This window comes from Piscinibacter sp. (genome assembly GCF_047600445.1).
Classification (GTDB): domain Bacteria; phylum Pseudomonadota; class Gammaproteobacteria; order Burkholderiales; family Burkholderiaceae_C; genus Piscinibacter.
Genome location: NZ_JASGKT010000001.1, coordinates 430,540 through 450,528 on the forward strand (window position 1 = coordinate 430,540; position 19,989 = coordinate 450,528).

Annotated in this window: 18 protein-coding genes; 6 read left to right on the forward strand and 12 right to left on the reverse strand. The window is 73.7% G+C overall.

Annotated elements, in window-relative coordinates; translation table 11 throughout:
• The first annotated feature begins 130 nt into the window (after positions 1-130).
• The 4 genes from QM792_RS01995 to QM792_RS02010 all read left to right on the forward strand — a co-directional run bounded on the left by QM792_RS01995 (position 131) and on the right by QM792_RS02010 (position 3,431).
• A complete protein-coding gene (locus tag QM792_RS01995; RefSeq protein ID WP_415147499.1) occupies positions 131-349 on the forward strand; it encodes a hypothetical protein in 219 nt (72 codons plus the stop codon).
• Positions 350-367: 18 nt separating this feature from the next.
• Complete coding sequence (locus QM792_RS02000; protein WP_415147500.1) at positions 368-535, forward strand: hypothetical protein; 168 nt, start codon at positions 368-370, stop codon at positions 533-535.
• Between the two features lie 229 nt (positions 536-764).
• Entirely contained in the window at positions 765-1,745 is a 981-nt protein-coding gene (locus tag QM792_RS02005; RefSeq protein ID WP_415147501.1) for a Bug family tripartite tricarboxylate transporter substrate binding protein, read from the forward strand.
• A complete protein-coding gene (locus QM792_RS02010) occupies positions 1,746-3,431 on the forward strand; it encodes a SulP family inorganic anion transporter (RefSeq protein ID WP_415147502.1) in 1,686 nt (561 codons plus the stop codon). It begins immediately after the preceding gene.
• Positions 3,432-3,442: 11 nt separating this feature from the next.
• On the opposite strand, the gene QM792_RS02015 is transcribed toward QM792_RS02010, so the two are convergent.
• The 6 genes from QM792_RS02015 to QM792_RS02040 all read right to left on the reverse strand — a co-directional run bounded on the left by QM792_RS02015 (position 3,443) and on the right by QM792_RS02040 (position 10,679).
• Positions 3,443-4,270, reverse strand: a complete 828-nt coding sequence (locus QM792_RS02015; protein WP_415147503.1) for an HDOD domain-containing protein — start codon at positions 4,268-4,270, stop codon at positions 3,443-3,445.
• Between the two features lie 79 nt (positions 4,271-4,349).
• Complete coding sequence (locus QM792_RS02020) at positions 4,350-5,117, reverse strand: sulfite exporter TauE/SafE family protein (RefSeq protein WP_415147504.1); 768 nt, start codon at positions 5,115-5,117, stop codon at positions 4,350-4,352.
• Between the two features lie 183 nt (positions 5,118-5,300).
• Positions 5,301-6,017: an alpha/beta fold hydrolase gene (locus tag QM792_RS02025; RefSeq protein ID WP_415147505.1), complete on the reverse strand. Its 717-nt coding sequence runs from the start codon at positions 6,015-6,017 to the stop codon at positions 5,301-5,303.
• A 37-nt stretch (positions 6,018-6,054) separates the two neighbouring features.
• Positions 6,055-8,355, reverse strand: a complete 2,301-nt coding sequence (locus tag QM792_RS02030; protein ID WP_415147506.1) for a putative bifunctional diguanylate cyclase/phosphodiesterase — start codon at positions 8,353-8,355, stop codon at positions 6,055-6,057.
• Positions 8,356-8,365: 10 nt separating this feature from the next.
• A complete protein-coding gene (locus QM792_RS02035; protein ID WP_415147507.1) occupies positions 8,366-10,030 on the reverse strand; it encodes a GMC family oxidoreductase in 1,665 nt (554 codons plus the stop codon).
• A 10-nt stretch (positions 10,031-10,040) separates the two neighbouring features.
• Positions 10,041-10,679 (reverse strand): MarC family protein, encoded by a 639-nt coding sequence (locus QM792_RS02040; RefSeq protein ID WP_415147508.1) that lies wholly within the window; start codon positions 10,677-10,679, stop codon positions 10,041-10,043.
• A gap of 185 nt (positions 10,680-10,864) precedes the next feature.
• On the opposite strand from QM792_RS02040, the gene QM792_RS02045 reads away from it, so the two are divergent.
• Complete coding sequence (locus QM792_RS02045) at positions 10,865-11,341, forward strand: RNA recognition motif domain-containing protein (protein WP_415147509.1); 477 nt, start codon at positions 10,865-10,867, stop codon at positions 11,339-11,341.
• Positions 11,342-11,391: 50 nt separating this feature from the next.
• Here the strand turns inward: QM792_RS02045 and QM792_RS02050 are convergent, their stop codons facing one another.
• The 4 genes from QM792_RS02050 to QM792_RS02065 all read right to left on the reverse strand — a co-directional run bounded on the left by QM792_RS02050 (position 11,392) and on the right by QM792_RS02065 (position 15,793).
• Positions 11,392-13,662 (reverse strand): DUF5916 domain-containing protein, encoded by a 2,271-nt coding sequence (locus tag QM792_RS02050; protein ID WP_415147510.1) that lies wholly within the window; start codon positions 13,660-13,662, stop codon positions 11,392-11,394.
• A complete protein-coding gene (locus QM792_RS02055; protein ID WP_415147511.1) occupies positions 13,659-14,438 on the reverse strand; it encodes an SDR family oxidoreductase in 780 nt (259 codons plus the stop codon). The genes QM792_RS02050 and QM792_RS02055 overlap by 4 nt, the downstream gene beginning before the upstream one ends.
• A gap of 7 nt (positions 14,439-14,445) precedes the next feature.
• The gene (gene lptC, locus QM792_RS02060; RefSeq protein WP_415147512.1) at positions 14,446-15,114 is read right to left on the reverse strand and encodes an LPS export ABC transporter periplasmic protein LptC; all 669 of its coding nucleotides are present in this window, start codon (positions 15,112-15,114) and stop codon (positions 14,446-14,448) included.
• 85 nt (positions 15,115-15,199) lie between these two features.
• Complete coding sequence (locus QM792_RS02065) at positions 15,200-15,793, reverse strand: KdsC family phosphatase (protein ID WP_415147513.1); 594 nt, start codon at positions 15,791-15,793, stop codon at positions 15,200-15,202.
• A gap of 71 nt (positions 15,794-15,864) precedes the next feature.
• On the opposite strand from QM792_RS02065, the gene QM792_RS02070 reads away from it, so the two are divergent.
• Positions 15,865-17,868: a cation:proton antiporter gene (locus QM792_RS02070; RefSeq protein ID WP_415147514.1), complete on the forward strand. Its 2,004-nt coding sequence runs from the start codon at positions 15,865-15,867 to the stop codon at positions 17,866-17,868.
• A gap of 24 nt (positions 17,869-17,892) precedes the next feature.
• Here the strand turns inward: QM792_RS02070 and QM792_RS02075 are convergent, their stop codons facing one another.
• Both QM792_RS02075 and mnmE read right to left on the reverse strand, forming a co-directional pair.
• Complete coding sequence (locus QM792_RS02075; RefSeq protein ID WP_415147515.1) at positions 17,893-18,360, reverse strand: cyclic nucleotide-binding domain-containing protein; 468 nt, start codon at positions 18,358-18,360, stop codon at positions 17,893-17,895.
• A 99-nt stretch (positions 18,361-18,459) separates the two neighbouring features.
• The gene (gene mnmE / locus QM792_RS02080; RefSeq protein WP_415147516.1) at positions 18,460-19,842 is read right to left on the reverse strand and encodes a tRNA uridine-5-carboxymethylaminomethyl(34) synthesis GTPase MnmE; all 1,383 of its coding nucleotides are present in this window, start codon (positions 19,840-19,842) and stop codon (positions 18,460-18,462) included.
• Positions 19,843-19,989: the final 147 nt, after the last annotated feature.

Sequence of the window (19,989 nt, forward strand, 5' to 3'; positions counted from 1 at the left end):
GTGATCTAGCGCACGGCGCCGCCGCCGCGCCGGCATGGCACGGACGATGCGTTGGCGAGTGCACACGCCCGCGCAGCGGCAGCCACCGCCGCCGGGACGCACGAGACACATACCGGACGTCGTTGACACCATGCCGCAAGCCCGCTCGCCTTTCGCCCCCGCCACCCGCCGGCTGCGTCCGGCCGGCCCGCACTGCCACGGCGGCGCGTCGTCGCTGCTGCGGCTGTCGAACGCCGCGGCGCCGCGACTGCCCAAGGCGCCGGCGCTGGCCGACTGGGTGGAGCGCGCCGCCGGCGTGCTGGGGCTGAACCGCGAGGGCCCGGCCTTCGCGGCCAGCGAGTTCCGTTGAATTCGAGAGGTGCCCGCCATGCTGCCGATCACCCCCCCGACCCCCACGCCGCGCCTGGCCGCGGCGCAGCCGGTGCGGCCGACCGCCGTGCGGCCGGTGCTGGCCTCGCGCCAGACGCAAGTCCTGAAGTCGAGCCGCGAGCCGGCTCAGCTTTCGCTGTTCCCGCGCCCGAGCGGCGCGCGTTGAACGGCCAGTCGATCGTTTCGAGGTTGTGAGAGAGGGGCTTTTTTTCGCGGACTGACACCTGTCCACCAAGGGAAGCGGGCGACTCCGGGGGGGTTGAGAGCGAGCCCCGGAACCTTCGTCCCGCTTCCCTCCTTTTTTCGCCTCCTTCCAGGGTTCGACCTCTGACGGCGCCGCGGCGCCCGGCACGACACTGCGGGTTCCCTTCGAACCCCAGCCAAGGACTCCCGTCATGCGCCGTCCGCTGCTCGCCGCCCTCCTGACCGTCTGCCTCGCGCCGCTGCCGGCGCTCGCGCAAAGCGCCTGGCCGAACAAGCCGGTGCGCATCGTCGTGCCCTTCGCGCCGGCCGGCACCACCGACATCCTGGCGCGCGCGCTCGCGCCCGAGCTGAGCCGCGTCTTCGGCCAGCCTTTCGTGATCGAGAACAAGCCCGGCGCCGGCGGCAACGTCGGCGCCGACATGGTGGCGAAGTCGAACGACGGCCACACGCTGCTGATGGGCACGGTGGGCACGCACGCGATCAACCCGGCGCTGTACCGCAAGATGCCCTACGACCACGTCAAGGACTTCGTGCCCGTGACGCTGGTGGCCGGCGTGCCCAACGTGCTGGTGATGAACCCGGCCAAGGCCGAGACGCTGGGCATCCGCGGCGTGCCCGACCTGATCCGCGTCGCCAAGGCGAACCCCGGCAAGCTGAACATGGCCAGCAGCGGCAACGGCACCTCGATCCACCTCGCCGGCGAGCTGTTCAAGAGCATGACCGGCACCTACATGGTCCACTTCCCGTACCGCGGCTCGGGCCCGGCGCTGCTCGACCTGATCGGCGGCAACATGGACCTGATGTTCGACAACCTGCCCTCGGCGATGCCGCACATCAAGTCGGGCAAGCTCAAGGCGCTGGCGGTCACCAGCGCCGAGCGCAGCGCGGCGCTGCCCGATCTGCCCACGGTGGCCGAGGCCGGGCCGCTGCCGGGTTTCGAGGCCAGCTCGTGGTTCGGGCTGCTGGCGCCGGCCGGCACGCCGGCCGAGGTGGTGAACCGGCTGCAGCAGGAAACCGCCAAGGCCCTGGCCACGCCGGCGCTGAAAGAGCGGCTGCAGGCGCAGGGCGCGATCCCGAGCGGCATGAGCCCGGCGGACTTCGCGAAGTTCATCGGCGCCGAGACGAAGAAGTGGACCGCCGTCGTCAAGGCCTCGGGGGCGCAGGTCGACTGAATGCGCGCGCGCTGGCGGGCCTACCGGCGTGAAGCGCTGCGCGACGACCTGCTGGCGGCGGCCATCGTCGCCGTCCTGCTGATTCCGCAGAGCCTCGCCTACGCGCTGCTCGCCGGCCTGCCGCCGCAGGCGGGCCTGTATGCCAGCCTGCTGCCGATGGCGGTGTACGCCGCGCTCGGCTCGTCGAGCGTCAATTCGGTCGGGCCGGTGGCGGTGGTGGCGCTGCTGACCGCGCACGCGATCGAGCCGGTGGTGGCCGCCGGCACGCCGGCCACGGCCGCCGCGCTGGTGCTGGCCGCCGAAGCCGGGCTGCTGCTCGGCGCGGCCGCGCTGTTCCGGCTCGACGCGCTGGCCGCGCTGCTGTCCACGCCGGTGCTGCACGGCTTTTCCACCGGGGCGGCGCTGGCGATCAGCCTGTCGCAACTGCCGGCGCTGCTGGGCAGCCCGGCCAAGGGCTTCACGGTGCCGGCGCTGGTCGCTTCGTGGCGGGCCAGCGGCGTGCCGGGCCACGCCCTCACCGCCGCCTTCGGCCTGCTGGCGCTGGCCCTGCTGTGGTGGACGCGGCGCGCCGCCCGGCCGCTGCTGGCGCGCTGGCTGAGCCCTCAGCACGCGTCGCTGCTGGCGCGCTGCGCGCCGCTGGCGGTGGTCGGGCTGGCCATCGCGCTGGCCTGGGCGCTGGCCGCCGACACACGCGGCGTGGCGCTGGTCGGCGCGCTGCCGGCGTTCGCCTTGCCGCTGGCGCTGCCGCCGCTCGACGCCGCGCTGTGGTGGCGGCTGCTGCCCAGCGCGGTGCCGCTCGCGCTGGTGACCTTCGTCAGCAGCCTGGCCGTCTCCGAGAGCCTGGGGCTGCGCCGCCGCGAGCAGGTCGACGCGCGCCGCGAGCTGACCGGCCTGGCGGCCGCCGACCTGGTGTCGGCCTGCTCGGCCGGCATGCCGATCGGCGGCAGCTTCTCGCGCGGCGCGCTGAACGCCGAGGCCGGGGCGCGCACACGCGCCGCCGGCGCCTGGACCGCGCTGCTGATGGCGCTGGCGATGCTGCTGCTGACCGCGCCGCTGGCCTGGCTGCCGCGCGCGGTGCTGGCGGCCAGCATCGTCATCGCGGTGCTGGGCGTGGTCGAGTGGCGCGCCTTCGCGGAGGCCTGGCGCTACTCGCCGCCGGAGTTCGGGGTGATGGCCGGCGTTGGCGTGCTGACGCTGTTCGTCGGCTCCGAGGTGGCGCTGGCCGCCGGCGTGGTGCTGTCGGTCGGGCTGCTGCTGCAGCGCAGTGCCAACCCGCACGTGGCGCGCATCGGGCGCGTCGGCGACACCGAGCACTACCGCAACGTCGACCGCCACGCGGTGCACTGCACGCCCGGCGTGCTGGCGCTGCGCATCGACGAGAGCCTGCTGTTCACCAACGCGCGCCGGCTGGTGGGCGTGGTCGACGGGCAGCTCGCCGCGCTGCCCGGCACGCGGCGCGTGGTGCTGCTGATGTCCCCCGTCAATGCGATCGACTTCAGCGCGCTGGAGGCGCTGCGCGCGCTGCACGACCTGCTGGCCGAGCGCGGCATCCGGCTCGATCTCACCGAGGTCAAGGGCCCGGTGCTCGACCGGCTGCGCGCCGGCGGCTGGCAGCGCTGGTTCCGCGGCCGGGTGTTCCTCAGCCACCACCAGGGCATGCGCGACGAGGGCGGGCAGGGCGGCTAGGGCCCGGCCGGCTACCCCTCGGCGCGCGCGTGCGCCACCGCGTTCTCGATCTGCTGCTGCACGCGGCGCGCGCCGCGGATCACCAGCGTCGTGTCCAGGTCGGCCTGCGGCGCCACCCTGGCGGCCACCACGTCGAGCGTGGCCGGGTCGCGCATCATCGCGCCGGCGATCGCCGAGACGGCGCAGATCGCTCGGCGCTGCACCTGCATCGGCAGTTGCAGCGTGGCGTTGACCATCACGTGGAAGCGCACGCTGTGCACCGCCGCGGGCGACAGGCCCCAGGTCTCGCACAGCGCCGCGCCCAGCGCGTCGTGGCTGACGCCGAATTCGTCGTGCTCTAGCAGCAGCAGGTCTTCGTCGTTCTCGGCGGCGCGCAGCAGCGGCTCGTAGCGCCGCGGCGCGTGGCGGAACAGCACCGCCTTGCCGCATTCCTCGAACAGCCCGGCCGAATGCGCCGCCCACGGGTCGACGCCGATCGCCTGGCCGATGCGCCCCATCAGCAGGCCGCGCACGCCGGCGCGCTCCCACAGCGGCTGCAGCTCGGGCGCGCCGGGGAAGACGGCTTTCAAGCCCAGCTCGAAGGTCACCGCCGCGACTTCGCGCGTGCCCAGGTAGGTGATGGCCTGCTGCACGCTCTGCACGCGCCCGGCCAGGCCGTAGCGCGAGGAGTTGACGGCCTTGAGCACCGCGGCGGCCAGCGCCATGTCGGCGGTGATCAGCGCGCTGACGGCCTGCAGGTTGACCTCGTCGTCGGCCAGCAGCAGCGACAGCTCGACCAGCGCCTCGGGCTGGGCCGGGATGTCGATGTCGAGGGAGCGCAGTTGGGCGTCGACGGGCATGGCCCGGATGCTAGGCGGCGCGCCAAGCGCCGAAGCGCGGAACAGCGCCGGCGAACGCGGCCAATTCGGTGCCGGGGCCTTAGCGGGCGATGGCGAAGGCGTCCCAGCCGGTCTTGGCGATCAGCGCCGCCACCACGACGATGAAGGCCACGCGCACGAAGCCGGCGCCGTGGCGCAGCGCGAGCCGCGTGCCGATCAGGCTGCCGGCCACGTTGGCCAGCGCCAGCACGGCGGCGACCTGCCACCACACATGCCCCTTCCAGCCCAGCAGCAGCAGCGCCGCGGCGTTGGTGGCGGTGTTCAGCAGCTTGGCGCCGGCCGAGGCGTGCAGGAAGTCGAAGCCGAGCATGCGCACGAACAGAAAGACCAGGAAGCTGCCGGTGCCCGGGCCGAAGAAGCCGTCGTAGCAGCCGACCACCGCGCCGATCGTGCAGGCCGCCAGCGTCTGCGCCGTACCGGCCAGGCGCGGCGCGTGTTCGCGGCCCAGGTCCTTGCGTGCCAGCGTGTAGGCGAGCACCGCCAGCAGCACGAAGGGCAGCGCGCGGCGCAGGCCGTCGGGGCTGGCCAGCGTCAGCGCCCAGGCGCCGACGAGGCTGCCGGCAAACGCCGCCAGCGCGGCCGGCAGCAGCGCGCCCCAGGCGAGCCGGACGCGGCGCGCGAACTGCCCGGTGGCCCAGGCCGTGCCCCAGATGCCCGCGCCCTTGTTGGTGCCCAGCAGGGTCGCCGGCGCGGCGCCCGGGTACATGCCGAACAGCGCCGGCACCAGGATCAGCCCGCCGCCGCCGACGATGGCGTCGACGCAGCCGGCGAACAGCGACGCCAGCGCGACGAAGGCCAGTTCGGTCATGGGAAGGGGGAAGTGAAAAGGGCGCCGGGGATGGCCCCGGCGCCCTTCGGATTGTGCATCGGCCGACTTGGCGCGGCCTGCTGCTTGTTCGTCTCCTCAGTCCCCCGCCCAGCCGGGCACCCGAGGGTGCCGCCGCGCAGTGGGCGAACTGTAGGGGGGTGGGCGCCCGCGCCGCAGCGGGAATTACCCTGCCCCGGACAGCCAGTCGAGCAGCAGCGCGTTCACCGCGGCGGGCTTTTCCATCGTCGGCATGTGCCCGCAGCCGGGCAGCCATTCGAGCCGCGCGCCGGGGATCGCGGCGGCCATCTCGCGCGAGCATTCGGGCGGCGTCACCGCGTCGCCCTCGCCGCACACCACCAGGGTCGGGCAGGTGATGGCCGGCAGCGCGCCACGCTGGTCGGCGGCGCCCATGATCGCGCGGTTCTGCCGGACCAGTTGCGCGTCACCGGCGCGCGTCACCATCGCGCGGTAGCGGTCGAGCAGCGGCTCGTCGTCCCAGGCGCTGCGGTGGAACACGAACCAGACGTTGGCGTCGAGCAGCGCCTCGCCGCGCCCGGCCTCGAACTCGGCGACCGCCTGGCCGCGCATCGCGCGCATCTCGTCGCTGTCGGCGCGCGCGGTGCTGCCCAGCAGCGCGAGGCCGCGCACGCGCCTCGGCGCGCGCCGCGCCGCCTCCAGCGCGATGCGGCCGCCCATCGAGGCACCGATCAGCACCAGTTCGCCGGGGTGTTCGGCCAGCAGCAGCTCGGCCATCGCGGCAAGGGTCTCGGCGCGGGTGTGCACGTCCGCCACGCGCGGCGCGTAACGCGGCCCGAGCGCGGCGAGCTGGTCGCGCCACAGCTCGGCATCGCAGGCCAGGCCGGGCAGCAGAACGGTGCTGAAGTCGCGGGCGGAAGACATGCGCCGAGTGTGCCGCAGCGGCCGGCAGCGGCCGGCGTCAGCCGCGCAGCCGGAAGGCCATGCCGGCGCCGCCGCCGTCGGCGCGGTCTAGCCAGCGCGCCGCCTCGGCGGGCGCCAGCGGGCGCGCGTACAGGTAACCCTGCATCACCTTGCAGCCGGCGGCGCGCAGCGCCTCCGACTGCGCCTCCGTCTCGACGCCCTCGGCGATCACGTCGAGGTCCAGCGTCGCGGCCAGGTCGCAGATCGCCTTGACCACCGCGGTGGCGTCGGGCGCCGGCAGCGGCTCGACCAGGCTGCGGTCGATCTTCACGGTGCGCAGCGGCAGGCTGCGCAGCATGTTCAGCGACGAGAAGCCGGTGCCGAAGTCGTCCAGCGCCACCTCGATGCCGTGCGCGCGCAGCCGCGCGATGCGGCCGCGCGCCTGTTCCATGTGCGTGACCGCGACGCTCTCGGTGATCTCCAGCGTCAGCAGCGCCGGCGGCACGCCGTGGCGCGCCAGCAGCGCCAGCACCTCGTCGACGAAGCCGGGGTCGAGCAGTTGCAGCGGCGAGACGTTCACCGCCACCGGCACGGCGTGGCCGTAGTCGGCGCGCCAGCGCGCGAGCTGCGCGCAGGCACGCTCCAGGATCAGCGCGCCGAGCGCGCGGACCATGCCGGTGCGCTCGGAGGCCGGCACGAATTCGAGCGGCGACATGCGCCCGCTGACCGGGTGGTCCCAGCGCACCAGCGCCTCGAAACCCACCAGCACCGGCGGGCGCGCCGCGCTGCGCACCTCGACCTTGGGCTGGTAGACCAGGCTGAACTGCTCGTCGCGCAGCCCGGCGCGCAGCGCCTGCTCGGCCAGCAGCGTGACGCCCGAGCCGCGCTCGAAACGCTCCTCGGCGAACTGCAGCGAGGTGCCGGGCACCAGCTTGGCCTCGTGCATCGCGGCGTTGGCGGCGCGCAGCAGCGCCTCGGCGCCGCGCCCGTGCGCCGGGTGCAGCGCGACGCCCATCGACACGTCGAGGAAGAACTCCTGACCCGGCAGCGCCAGCGGCCGCGCCAGCAGCTCGCGCACGCGCTGCGCCAGGGCGTGCGCGGCGCGCTCGGCGTCGTCGGCCGGCGCGAGCAGCGCGAATTCGTCTTCGCCCAGGCGCATCACCTCGGCCTCGCCGCGCAGCGCCTGCGTCAGCCGCTCGGCCAGCGCGCGCAGCACCGCGTCGCCGAGCGAGGGGCCGTGCGCCTCGTTGAAGAGCTTGAAGCGGTCGACGTCGAGCAGCAGCAGCGCGAAGCCGGCGTCGGCGGCGCACAGCTCGCGCAGCCGCGCCAGCAGCGCGCTGCGGTTGGGCAGGCCGGTCAGCTCGTCGTGCGTGGCCTGGTGCAGCAGCGCCATCGTCGCGTCGTGCTGCGCGGTCTCGTCGGTGACGATCACCTGCTCGGCGCTCTCGCCGTCCCAGTCGACGCGCCAGGCCGAGAAGCGCAGCCGGATCGGCGTGCCGTCGAAGCGGAAGCGCTGGCCCGACCAGTCCTCGCGCTCCGTCTCGCCGGCGATCAGGCGGCGGTGCCGCTCGCGGCCGGCGGCGCGTTCGCCTTCGGGCATGGTGGCGTCGCGCCACAGCGTGTGCACCTCCTGCAGCGAGGCCAGGCCGTAGATGCGCAGCAGCGCCGGGTTGGCGTAGAGCATCTGCTCGCCGCGGATCACCGCCACGCCCTGGTGCGAATGCTCGGTGAGCCGCTCGAAGCGCTCGCGCGCGAGGCGCGACGCCTGCGCCGAGCGGCGCCCGGCGGCGTGCAGCAGCGCCAGCGCGGCGCCCAGGCGCAGCAGCATGGCCAGCACGAGCTGGCGCTCGGTGGCCGAGGGTCCGATCACCTGCACCTGCAATGCGTTGAACGCCAGCAGCACCAGCAGCACGCCCGACAGCAGTTCGGCGACGCCGCCGCGCCGCGCCAGCCAGGCCAGCGCGGCCGCGCCGAGCAGCGCGTTGATCAGCGTCGGCACCATCAGCGCGGCGGGATCACCCAGCGGCAGCAGCAGCACCGCGCCGGCCAGCAGCAGCGCCAGGCTGATGCGCTGCTGGCGCCTGGTCAGCGGCCGCTCGGCGAGGTAGGCCACGCCCATCAGCACCAGCCCGGCCGACAGCATCGCCACCAGCAGGATCACGCCCAGCGCCAGCCGGTCGAGCGGCGGCGCGCTGGCGCGCATCGCCGCGTAGGACGGCGCGAGCAGCGCGTGCAGCAGGAAGGCCAGGCCGACCATGCGCAGGAAGGCCTGCTCGTGGTCGCGCCGCCAGGCCAGCAGCAGCGCCGCGCCGCAGCCCAGGCAGACGGCCGAGTTGGCGGCGTACAGCGCCTCGGTCATGGCGGGGCGCTCAGCGCCGCTCCTCGGCGATCCATTGCGCGGCGCGTTCGGCGATCATCAGCGTCGGCGCGTTGGTGTTGCCGCTGGTGATGGTGGGCATCACGCTGGCGTCGGCCACGCGCAGCCCGGCCACGCCGTGCACGCGCAGGCGCGCGTCGACCACCGCGCCGGCGTCGCCGGCCGGTCCCATCTTCGCGGTGCCCACCGGGTGGAAGATGGTGGTGCCGATGTCGCCGGCCAGGCGCGCCAGCTCCGCGTCGCTCTGGAACTGCACGCCGGGTTTGTACTCGCGCGGCTTGTAGCGCGCCAGCGCCGGCTGCGCGACGATGCGGCGCGTCAGGCGCAGCGACTCGGCGGCGATGCGCCGGTCTTCCTCGGTCGAGAGGTAGTTCGGCGCGATGCTCGGCGCGTCGGCGCAGTCGGCGCTGCGGATGCGCACCGCGCCGCGGCTGCTCGGGTTGAGGTTGCACACGCTGGCGGTGAAGGCCGGGAAGGGGTGCAGCGGCTGGCCGAAGGCGTCGAGCGAGAGCGGCTGCACGTGGTATTCGAGGTTGGCGTGCGGCTGCGCGGCGTCGCTGCGCGTGAACGCGCCGAGCTGCGAGGGCGCCATGCTCATCGGCCCGCTGCGCTTGAACAGGTATTCGAGCCCGATGCGCGCCTTGCCCCACCACGAGCCGGCCAGCACGTTGAGCGTGTCCACGCCCTCGACCTGGAAGACGGCGCGGATCTGCAGGTGGTCCTGCAGGTTGGCGCCGACGCCGGGCAGCTCGTGCTCGACCGCGATGCCGTGCTCGCGCAGCAGCGCGGCCGGGCCGATGCCGGAGAGCTGCAGGATCTGCGGCGTGCCGATCGCGCCGCTGGCCAGGATCACTTCGCCGCCGGGTTTCAGCCGCGCCTCGACGGGCTCGCCGCCGCCGTGCGGCCGCACCTCGATGCCGGCGGTGCGCAGCGCGCCGGCGTCGTCGCGCTCCAGCAGCAGCCGGCGCACCTGGGCGCCGGTCCAGACCTGCAGGTTGTCGCGCTCCTGGATCGGACGCAGGAAGGCCTTGGTGGCGTTCCAGCGCACGCCGGCGCGCTGGTTGACCTCGAAGTAGCCCACGCCTTCGTTGTCGCCGCGGTTGAAGTCGTCGCAGGCCGGGATGCCCGTCTGCTGCGCGGCGGCGGCGAAGGCGTCGAGGATGTCCCAGCGCAGCCGCTGGCGCTCGACGCGCCATTCGCCGCCGGGGCGCTCGCCGCTCGGGTCGAAGCCGGGCGCGGCGTGGAAGGCGTCGGCGCCCTTGTGGAAGTCCTCGTGTTTCAGGAAGCAGGGCAGGCACTCGGCCCAGCTCCAGCCCGGGTTGCCGAGCGCGCCCCAGTGGTCGTAGTCGCGCGCCTGGCCGCGCATGTAGATCATGCCGTTGATGCTGGAGCAGCCGCCCAGCACCTTGCCGCGCGGGTAGCGCAGCGAGCGGCCGTTCAGGCCGGGGTCGGGGTCGGTGGCGTAGAGCCAGTCGGTGCGCGGGTTGCCGATGCAGTAGAGGTAGCCCACCGGCACGTGCACCCAGACGTAGTCATCGTTGCCGCCGGCTTCGACCAGCAGCACGCGGCGGGTCTTGTCGGCGCTCAGGCGGTTGGCCAGCAGGCAGCCGGCCGTGCCGGCGCCGCAGACGATGGTGTCGTATCGGGTTTCCGTCATGCCCCGATTCTCAGCGCACCACCGAGGCCAGCACGGGGAAGAGTTTCACCAATCCGTCGCTCATCACCTCGACCGCCAGCGCGGCGAGGATCAGGCCCATCAGCCGCGTCATCACGTTGATGCCGGTCTGGCCGAGCACGCGCGCGATGCGCCCCGACAGGCTGAACGCCGCCCACACCGCCAGGCCGATGACCACGCCGTAGCCGACCAGCACGCCGAGCTGCCACCAGTGGCGCGTCTTCTCGGCGTAGATGACCATGGTCGAGATCGTCGCCGGGCCGGTCAGCAGCGGGATGGTCAGCGGCACCACGGCGATGCTCGCGCCGGCGTCGACCTTGCTGTCGCCGTCGCTCACGTCCTCGCGGCGGCCCTCGGCCGGCTGGGCGTTGAGCATCTGCAGCGAGGAGATCAGCAGCAGCATGCCGCCGCCGACCTGGAACGACGCCAGCGAGATGCCGAAGAACTCGATGATGCGGATGCCCGCCAGCGCGCTCACCGAGATGACGCAGAACGCACTGAAAGCGGACACGCGGATGGTGCGCACGCGCTGCTCGGCGCTGAAGCCGCGCGTGAAGTGGATGAAGAAAGGGATAACCCCTATCGGGTTGACGATGGCCAGCAGCGCGATCAGGGGTTTGAACAGGTCCATGGGCGAATGCTAGGGCCTGCTCACCGTGAGCCCGAAAACAACACTTTCTCGCTTGACACGCTGCGAAGTTTCACGCAGTTCACTTATATTCCTCAGCCTGTGCTTGGACGCGGCGCCTTCGCTTGAATGGTTCACGATGGGTAGAAGCTCCAGTTCTGCAGGTCTTTGAAAAAGGGGCTCTTCCCATGGGCAACAAACTCTACGTCGGCAACCTCGCCTATTCGATCCGCGACGAGGATCTCCAGCAGTCCTTCTCGCAGTTCGGGACGGTGACGTCCGCCAAGGTCATGATGGACCGTGACACCGGCCGCTCGAAGGGCTTCGGCTTCGTCGAGATGGGTTCGGACGCCGAGGCGCAAGCCGCCATCAACGGCATGAACGGCCAGCCGCTGGCGGGCCGCGCGGTGGTGGTCAACGAAGCCCGTCCGCGCGAGGAGCGTCCGGGCGGCTTCGGCGGCGGCGGCGGCCGCGGCGGTTATGGCGGTGGCGGCTACGGCGGCGGTGGCCGCTCGGGTGGCGGCGGCTACGGTGGCGGTGGCGGTGGTGGCTACGGTGGTGGCGGCGGCCGTTCCGGCGGTGGCGGCTACGGCGGCGGCGGCCGTTCCGGCGGCGGTGGCGGCGGCAGCTACGGCGGCGGCGGTGGTGGCCGCGGCGGCTACTGAGCCGAAGCGGGTTTCGAGAGAAGGGGCGGTGCGCAGGCACCGCCCCTTTTTCATGGCACGTCGATCGAGATCTTGGCGAAGACCTCGCGCTCGCGTTCGCGCGGCAGCCCCGGCGCCGGCCGCTCGGCCTGCCGGCTCCAGCCCAGGCTGAGGCTGCGGCCGACGCCGAAGCGGCGCAGGAACACCAGGCTCGCCACCTCGCCGCGCGCATCCTCGGGCGGCAGCGCCTCGCCGCTGCCGAAGCGCCGGCTGCGCGTGCCCTGCCAGATCACGCGCAGCGAGTCGCGCGCGTCGGCGTGCAGCACCGCCAGCCATTGCAGCGCGGTGTCGGCGCGCGCGCGCCGGCCGTCGGGCGCGGCGATGGCGACGTGCTCGACGCGCTGCTCCGACTCCAGCCACCAGCGCCCCAGCGGCGCGCGCAGGTTCAGCTCGGCCAGCAGTTGCGTGCCGCGGCCGACGCGGTCGGCGTCGACGTCGAGCCGGCGGCCGAGCTCGCCCTCGACGTTCAGCCGCGTCAGCCACGGCGCCGGGTTGACGGTGTAGCCGGCGGCGAGCCGGGTCGTCGAGCGCAGCGGCGTGTCGCGCCGCGCGCGCTCGGCGTCGAACTGCAGTTGCACCCACGCCTCGGTGTTGCGCGCGGCGGCCAGCCACAGCCCGGGGTGAAGCTGGCGCAGCACGGTCTGGCCGGCCGGCTGCGCGCCGTCGGCCAGCGTCGAGCGGTGCTGCACCCACAGGTAGGTCTCCAGCTCGTGGGCGCGCAGCGCGAAAGGCCCGGGCAGCTCGGCCTCGCCCCAGCGGCGGATGACTTCGGTCTGCGCGATGCGCACGCCGGCCTGGTCGAAAAACCCGTTGTCGTTGCGAAAGCGCGGGCTGATCTCGATCGCCTGGGCGGTGAATTGCCAGTCGGGCGTGCGCATCAGCCAGTCGGCTTGCAGGTGGTGGCCGTTCTCGCCCGGGCCGATGCCGGCGTCGCGGCTGCGCGAGGCCATCGCGCGGGCGCTCCAGCGCTGCTCGGGACCCGGCCGCCATTCGACATCGACGCCGGCGACGCGGTTGTTCGCGCCGCCTTCGGCCTCCTCGCGCGTGCTCAGCAGCGCGCCGGCGCTGAACTGCTCGCCGCCATGCCAGCGCCCGCGCAGCAGCGTGGCCTGCGAGCGGCGCTGCTGCGGCAGCCAGGCGGTGCCGAACGGCCCGGGCCGGCGCAGCAGGCCGCCGCCCTCGTCGCGCAGCGACAAGGCGGTGGCGTCGGCGCTCGCGCCGCGCCAGGTGGCGCGCAGGCCCCAGGCGGGGTCGGTGACGGTGCGCGAGTAGAAGGCCGCCTCGGGCAAGGCGATGACGTCGGTGCTTTCCAGGAAGAACGGCCGCTTCTCGGGCAGCGCCTGGGCGAAGCGGGTGTTGACGGCGAGCTGCGGCACGTCGAGCTCGACCTGCGAGAAGTCGGGGTTCAGCGTCGCGTCGAACACCCAGTCGGCGCGCGGCCGCCACTTGATCTCGGCGCCCAGCGACGCGCGCGACGAGCCGCCGCGCCGGCCCCGGCCGTCGTCATCGCGCGTCGAGCGCAGCGTCAGCTCGGGGCGGATCGACAGCAGTGCCTGCGAGCGCGCCTGTTCGGCGACGGCGTCCATGCCGCCGATCTCCTGCAGCTCGGCGATGAAGCTGATCGCGTCCTTGGTCAGCGGCGCGCTGGTCAGCAGCACGCTGTCGTCGCGCGGGATGCTGCGCAGCGCCATCAGCCGCCACGGCGCGCCGCCCTCGTGCGGGTAGCGCAGGCTCAGCAGCGGCAGGCGCAGCTCGACGCTGTAGCCGTCGGGCAGGCGCTGCACCGCGGCGTCGAGCTCGAAGTCGGGCGCGAAGTCCTCCTCCTCGTCCTGGCGGCCGACGACGAACATGCCGTCGGCCACCACGCCGGCGGCGTTGACGCGCACGAACTGCGCCGAGCGGCGCGAGCCGCTCGGGTCGATCAGCACGGCGACGAAGTCCTGGTCGCGCGCCACCTTGTCGCGCCGCATCAGCGGCGCGCGGATGTCCTGCGGGCGCGGGTCCCAGGCGCGCAGGCCGATCACCAGCGCATGCGCCTCGACGACGATCTGCAGCGTGGTGCGGTATCCCGCCGGCGCGGGCTGGCGGTCCAGCGGCAGGTACTGCACGAAGGTGTCGTGCACCGGCGCGTCCGCCCAGGCGGGCTCGTCGAGCCGGCCGTCGATGCGCAGCGGCGCCGCGCCGGCGTCCAGGCGCCAGGCCTGCGGCTGCGCCAGCGCCGCGCCGCAGCCCAGCAGCGCGGCCACCAGCGCGGCCGGCATCGCGACGGCGCGCCGCTTCACTCGCCCTGGCGGCGCTTGCGCGGCCGGCCAGCCAGCAGGCGATCGAACAGCGGGTTGGGCAGCAGCCGCATCAGCTTGGCCGCCACGCCCATCTGCCAGGGAATGACGCGGTAACTGGTGCCGGCCTCGATGGCGCGCAAGGCGCGCTCGGCGAACTCGTCGGGCTGCAGCAGGAAGGGCATGCCGTAGCGGTTGCGCTGCGTCAGCGGCGTGGCGATGTAGCCGGGCAGCAGCGTCACCACCTTCACGCCGCTGCCGCGCAGCTCGCCGCGCAGGCTTTCGCAGTAGGCGATGGCCGCCGCCTTGCTGGCGCAGTAGGCACCGTGGCCGGGCAGGCCGCGGATGCCGGCCACGCTGGCGATGCCCACCAGCGCGCCGCTGCCGCGCTCGCGCATCGCGCGCACGAACGGGTGGAAGCTGGCCGCCATGCCGACCACGTTGGTCTCGACGGTGGCGCGCATCACCTCGAGGTCCTCGGCCACCTCGGTGTCCATGCCGACGCTGATGCCGGCGTTGGCGATCACCACGTCGGGCACGCCCTGCGCGGCCAGGCAGGCCTTGCCGGCGGCGGTGACGGCGGCGATGTCGCGCACGTCGGCGGCGTAGACGCCGGCGTCGTCCGCCGCGCAGCCCTGCGCCTGCGTCCAGGCGCGCAGCTCGGCGTCGCGCCGCGCCACCAGCGCGAGGCGCCAGCCGGCCCGGCGGTAGCGCGCGGCCAGCGCCTGGCCGATGCCGCTGGAGGCACCGGTGATGAAAACCAGGGGGCGCTCGTTCATGCGGACCTCACGGACGCGGGCGCGCCGCGAAGGTGGCGCGCTGGCGCCCCTTCAGCTCGACGGTGCGCGCCAGGTTGTCGTACTCCATGCCGTCGGCGCGCATCTCGGCGCCGCCGCGGCGCACCTGCACCGGCAGGTGCGAGCGCACCCGTTCGGTGTCGAGGAAGGCGTGCAGGAACTCGCTGCGGAACTCCAGCGCCGCCTGCCCGCGCGCCGCCTCGCGCACCACCTGCGCCGCGCCGAACAACTGCACCTCGCTGCCGTCGCCGTTGGCCAGCGCGCGCTTGGCCGAGGCGTTGGTGACCTGCCCGTCGAGCGCGAAGGCGCGGATGCGCGGGCTGTCGATCTCCAGCGTGTCGGTGTCGGGGTAGTGGCGCATCTCGGTGCCCTCGATCTGCACGCGCAGGTGGCCGTCGGCGGCGAAGCGCTGCACGGTGAAGCGCTGCATCGTGTAGTCGGGCTCGTGGCGCGGCGGTGCCGGTGGGCGCGCGGCCTCGGGCGGCGGCGAGACGTTGACCAGCCACCAGGTGGACAGCGCCAGCGCGCCCATCAGCAGCACCGGCAGGTAGGCGGTGGCGGCTTCGAGCAGGCGCAGGTGCCAGGGCAGGCGCAGCCGGCGCCGGTCGGTGGCCGGCGCCGGCGCGAGCACCGCCAGGTCGTCGAGGGTGTCGCTCATGTCGGCCCCTCGCCCGACGGGTACGTCGGTCGATCCCCCGAGGGGATGCTGGCCGGCTTGGGAGCGGCCCGGCGCCCGGCCAGCTTCACGACGCAGCGCCGTCCAGCGTGACGAGGTGCCCGCGCAGCAGCTCGGCGTAGCGCCCCGCCGCCGTCAGCAGCAGGTCGCAGCATTCGCGCGCCGCGCCGTGGCCGCCGCGCGCGCGCGTCACGTGGTGGGCGATGGCGAGCACCTCGACGTGCGCGCCGGCCGGCGCGCAGGCGAAGGCGGCGCGGGTCATCAGCGGCAGGTCGGGCCAGTCGTCGCCCATCGCCGCGACTTCGCGCCAACCGGCGCCCAGCGCCGCGAGCACGGGCGCCGCGGCGGCGAGCTTGTCGGCCGCACCGTACACCGCGTGGCGGATGCCGAGGTCGGCGACGCGCCGCCGCACCGCCGGCGAGTCGCGCCCGGTGATCACCACCGGCTCGATGCCGCCGCGCGCGAGCAGCTTCAGGCCGTGGCCGTCGAGCGTGCTGAAGGCCTTGAAGACCTCGCCCTGCTCGCCGACGTAGATGCGCCCGTCGGTCAGCACGCCGTCGACGTCGAAGATCGCGACGCGCACGCCCTGCGCGGCCAGCAGGCTCTCGGGCGCGAACTGCCGGGCCGGCTGCGAGGGCGGGGGGGCGGAGGTCGGCGGCATGGCCGGCGCAGTCTAGCCGAGGGTCAAGCGGGCCGCGCGTCCAGTAGCATCGCCCCATCCCCGCGCGCTTCATGGCCACCACGCTCGAACTCGTCCTGCTCTACCTGGTGGCCGCGGTCACCGGCGCGGTCGTCTGCCGGCTCGCCAAGCTGCCGCCGATGCTCGGCTACCTGGTGGTCGGCGTGCTGATCGGGCCGAACGCGACGGCGCTGGCCAAGGACTCGGCCGGCGTCCAGTACCTGGCCGAGTTCGGCGTCGTCTTCCTGATGTTCGTGATCGGGCTGGAATTCAACCTGCCCAAGCTCAAGAGCATGCGCCACCTGGTGTTCGGGCTCGGGCTGGCGCAGGTGCTGCTGACCATCCTCGGCGCGGTGCTGGGCAACACGCTGCTGTCGCACGGCTACACGCTGCTGACCGGCCAGCCCTGGGACCTGCACTGGCAGGGCGCCGTGGTGCTCGGCAGCGCGATGGCGATGTCGAGCACCGCGATCATCGTCAAGCTGATGGCCGACCGGCTCGAGCTGGAGAGCGAACACGGCCGCCGCGTGATGGGCGTGCTGCTGCTGCAGGACCTGGCCGTGGTGCCGCTGCTGGTGCTGATCCCCTCGCTGGGCTCGCCCGCGGCCGACATGGCGGTGTCGCTCGGCGCCGCCGGGCTGAAGGCGGCGGCGCTGCTGACGGTGCTGCTGGTCGGCGGCCAGCGCGCGATGCGCTGGTGGCTGACGCTGGTGGCGCGGCGCAAGAGCGAGGAGCTGTTCGTCCTCAACCTGCTGCTGATCACGCTCGGCCTGGCCTGGCTGACCGAGCACTTCGGGCTGTCGCTGGCGCTGGGCGCCTTCGTCGCCGGCATGCTGGTGGCCGAGACCGAATACAAGCACCAGGTCGAGACCGACATCCGGCCCTTCCACGACGTGCTGCTCGGCCTGTTCTTCATCACCATCGGCATGAAGCTCGACTGGCACCCGGTGGTCGCCGAGTGGCCGCTGGTGCTGCTGCTGACGCTGGTGCCGGTGCTGGCCAAGTTCGCGCTGGTGGCGGCGCTGGCGCGGCTGTTCGGCGCGCAGCCCGGCGTGGCGCTGCGCACCGGGCTGTACCTCGCGCAGGCCGGCGAGTTCGGCTTCGTGCTGCTGACGCTGGGCGCCGGCCACCAGCTCGTCGACGCGCGCTGGCTCAGCCCGGTGCTGGCCAGCATGGTGCTGTCGATGCTGGCCACGCCGATCCTGGTGATGTACAGCAACCGCATCGTGATGAAGCTGTCGGCCAGCGACTGGCTGATGCAGTCGGTGGCGATGACCTCGATCGCCAAGCGCTCGATCAATACCGCGGCGCACGTGATCATCGCCGGCTACGGCCGCTGCGGGCAGAACCTGGCGCGCATCCTCGAGCACGAGCGCATCCCCTACATGGCGCTGGACCTCGACCCCGACCGCGTGCGCCAGGCCGCCGCCGCCGGCCAGAGCGTGGTGTTCGGCGACGCCGCGCGGCTGCAAAGCCTGATGGCCGCCGGCCTGGCGCGCGCCAGCGCGGTGGTGGTGAGCTACCAGGACACGCCCTCCGCGCTGAAGATCCTGCACCTGGTGCAGGAACACGCGCCCAAGGTGCCGGTGATCGTGCGCACCATCGACGACAGCGAGATGGAGCGGCTGCGCGCCGCCGGCGCCACCGAGGTGGTGCCCGAGGCGATCGAGGGCTCGCTGATGCTGGCCAGCCACGCGCTGGCGCTGGTGGGCGTGCCGATGCGGCGCGTCATCCGCGTCGTGCAGGACCAGCGCGACGCGCGCTACGGCCTGCTGCGCGGCTACTTCCACGGCGCCGACGACGACAACGTCGACGAGCGCCAGACCGCGCGGCTGCTCAGCGTGACGCTGCCCGGCGCGGCCGCCTGCCTGGGCCAGACGCTGGCCGACCAGGCGCTGCACGCGATCGGCGTCTCGGTGGTGTCGGTGCGGCGCGCCTCCGGCGCGGTGACGGCGCCGACCGACGCGCTGCTGCTGGGCGCGGGCGACACGCTGGTGCTCTCGGGCCTGCCCGAGCCGCTGGCGCTGGCCGAGGGCAAGCTGCTGGGGACGGGCTGACGACCCCTGGCCCGGCCGCGGGCTTCAGGTGAACGGGATCTGCTTGGAGAGGTTGGCGCGCATGCGCACCGCCATCACGTTGCCAGCGGCGCGCAGCAGCTCGAGCGCCAACGCCGGGTTGCGCTGGGCCAGCTCTTCCAGGCGCGGGCCGCGCAGCGCCCACACCTCGCAGGCCGTCATCGCCTCGACGTTGGCCATGCGCGGGCCGTCGTTGAACAGGCCCGGCTCGCCGACCACCGAGCCCGCGCGCAGGATCGCGATGCGGCTGCTGCCCGGCGCGCCGCCGCTGATGAACACCTGCAGCGAGCCCTGCGCGAGCATGTACATCGAGCGGTCGTTGTCGCCCTGCTTGATCAGCAGGTCGCCCGAGCGGATCTCGTGGCGCGTCAGGAACGGGGCGATGACACGCCACTGGTCCAGCGTGAGCCGAGGGCGGAAGGCGTCTTCCGCGTTGAGCGTCTGCATGGCCTGAACCAGCGGGGCGATGTCCATCGTGTTCCTTGTGCGGCGCGGGTTTGCGCCGGTTGTCGACTCATTATCGGCCGCTGTTACAGCCGTCTCAACCCGCGTGAACACGCGGTGGCGGCGCCTTTACTTCCCGATACAGAAGCGGCCGAAGATCTCGCCGAGCAGGTCGTCGGCCGTGAAGACACCGGTGATCTCGCCGAGCGCGTCGTGCGCGAGGCGCAGCTCTTCGGCCAGCAGGTCGAGCGCGGCGTCACGTTGCGCGGCCAGCGCGGCGGCGCGTTCGAGATGCTCGCGCGTGCGCCGCAGCGCCTGCACGTGGCGCGTGCGCGCGATGAACACGCCTTCGGGCTGCGCATGCCAGCCGGCGCGTTCGAGCAGGCGCTCGCGCAGGCGTTCGAGGCCGTCGCCGCTGCGCGCCGAGACCACGATGGCGTCGCCGCCTTCGGGCCGCAGCGTGCTCGCGTCGGCCTTGTTGAAGACCTCGATCAGCCGGCCCGAGCCGGCCAGGCCGGCGGGCCAGGCCTGCGCGATGCGGCGATCGGCTTCGTCGTAGCCGGGCTCGCCCAGGCGCGTCAGGTCGCGCAGGAACAGCACCGCGTCGGCGCGCGCGATCTCGTCCCAGCTTCGTGCGATGCCGATGCGCTCGACCTCGTCGGCGCAGGCCTCCGGGTCGCGCAGCCCGGCGGTGTCGGTCACGTGCACCGGCACGCCGCGGATCTGGATCGTCTCGCTGACCTTGTCGCGCGTGGTGCCGGGAATCGGCGTGACGATCGCCAGCTCGGCGCCGGCCAGCGCGTTGAGCAGCGAGCTCTTCCCCACGTTGGGCTGGCCGGCCAGCACCACGCGCATGCCTTCGCGCAGCAGCGCGCCGCTGCGCGCGCGCTCCAGCACCGCGTCGAGCTCGGCCGCGATGCGCGCGAGGCGGCCGCGCGCGTCGGCTTTTTCGAGGAAGTCGATCTCCTCCTCGGGGAAGTCCAGCGTCGCCTCGACCAGCATGCGCAGTTCGACCAGCCGGTCGCGCAGCGAGTTGACCTGCTTCGAGAACGCACCGGCGAGCGAGCGCCCGGCCGAGCGCGCGGCCTGCTCGGTGCTCGCTTCGATCAGGTCGCTGACGGCCTCGGCCTGCGCCAGGTCGAGCTTGCCGTTGAGGAAGGCGCGCTCGGTGAATTCACCCGGCGCCGCCAGGCGCAGCCCCGGCATCGCCTCCAGGCAGCGCGCCAGCAGCAGTTGCAGCAGCACCGGCCCGCCATGCGCCTGCAGTTCGAGCACGGCCTCGCCGGTGTACGAGTGCGGCGCCGGGAAGTGGATCGCCAGGCCCTGGTCGAGCGTAGAGCCGTCGGCGGCGAGGAAAGGCCCGTAACTCGCCACGCGCGGCGCGAGCGGGCGTGCACACACTGCGGCGATCAGCGTTTCGAGCGCACGCCCCGACACGCGCACGATGCCCACCGCGCCGCGGCCGGGCGCGGTCGCGACGGCGACGATGGGCTCGTGGTGGCGAGGCAGCATGGGACGGATTCTGGCAAGACGAAGGGCGGTGCGTCATGGCGACGCACCGCCCTTGGTTGGCGCGGGGGGTAGCGGCGTCCGGCCTGGGGGGCGCCGGTCCGTTGCACTGCCCGAGCCGGCCGGTGCACGCGTCGTGCTGGTCCGGGT